The following is an 835-nucleotide window of genomic DNA, read 5'->3' as shown; positions in this document are numbered from 1 at the left end:
TGTCAGACTAATGACAACTTGTCTCTGTTCCGCGCAACTCACCCCTTCCCCGTCGACTTTCAGGCCATGAGGTTGGCCCACTCCGCCTGGGCGGCGGAGCGGCGGGTCTTGTAGGTCGGGCGGTCGATGAGGTGGCGTTCTGAGTTGAAGTGATTGTGGACGTTCGCGTGGACCGAAGCGAACTTTTGCAGTGAACTCATTTTCCTGAACCGGAGCATCGCCCGCTCTCGTCGTCGGAACGGTAAATGCGAGTTCTCCGCTCTGTTGTTGTGATGCCGGCCGACCTCTTGCTTCGGCAGATTGCCGAGCACGTTCATCGCCGAAACGTAAGCCCGCAGACCGTCGGTCACGATGGCCTCGGGCGAACCGTAGGTTTTGAGCGCCTTCTTCATGAACCGTAGCGCTGCAACTTTGTCTCGATCCTTCGTAACGTAGCTCTCGAGGATCTCGCCCTCGTGGTCGACGGCGCGCCAGAGATAGCGCTGTTCGCCGTTCACCTTCACGTACATCTCGTCGAGGTGCCACTTCCACTGGCGAAAGCCGCGCATATACGACCGGCGCCGCTGCTTGATCTCTTTCGCGAACATCGGGCCAAAGCGGTTCCACCAGAAGCGCACCGTCTCATGGCAGATGTCAATGCCGCGCTCGGCCAGCAGATCCTCTACGTTGCGCAGGCTGAGCGGGTACCGGACGTAGAGCATCACCGCGGCGCGGATTACCTCCGGCGACGAATTGAAACAGCGGAACGGGCTTCTGGCTTTGCTCGATCTAGGCATCGCTCCGCGCTAGCGGATCAGGCGCCGGTCGTCAGTGGTGCATTTAGTCTGACAGAGCC

The 835-nt window shown here is 60.0% G+C and carries 1 protein-coding gene; it reads right to left on the bottom strand.

Annotated features, from left to right (window positions below):
* Window positions 1-59: 59 nt before the first annotated feature.
* Window positions 60-776 carry an IS6 family transposase gene (locus KCN53_RS15970; RefSeq protein ID WP_088713534.1) on the bottom strand — a complete coding sequence of 239 codons (717 nt, stop codon included), beginning with the start codon at window positions 774-776 and terminating at the stop codon, window positions 60-62.
* Window positions 777-835: the final 59 nt, after the last annotated feature.

Origin of the sequence: Pacificimonas aurantium (assembly GCF_020092905.1) — a bacterium.
Lineage (GTDB): Bacteria > Pseudomonadota > Alphaproteobacteria > Sphingomonadales > Sphingomonadaceae > Pacificimonas > Pacificimonas aurantium.
Note: the sequence above shows the minus strand (reverse complement) of the source record. Positions and strands in the feature narration are given on the sequence as shown.

Excerpts from the sequence above, each read along its gene's own strand:
- KCN53_RS15970 (WP_088713534.1), bottom strand. The coding sequence starts at position 776 with ATGCCTAGATCGAGCAAAGCCAGAAGCCCGTTCCGCTGTTTCAATTCG.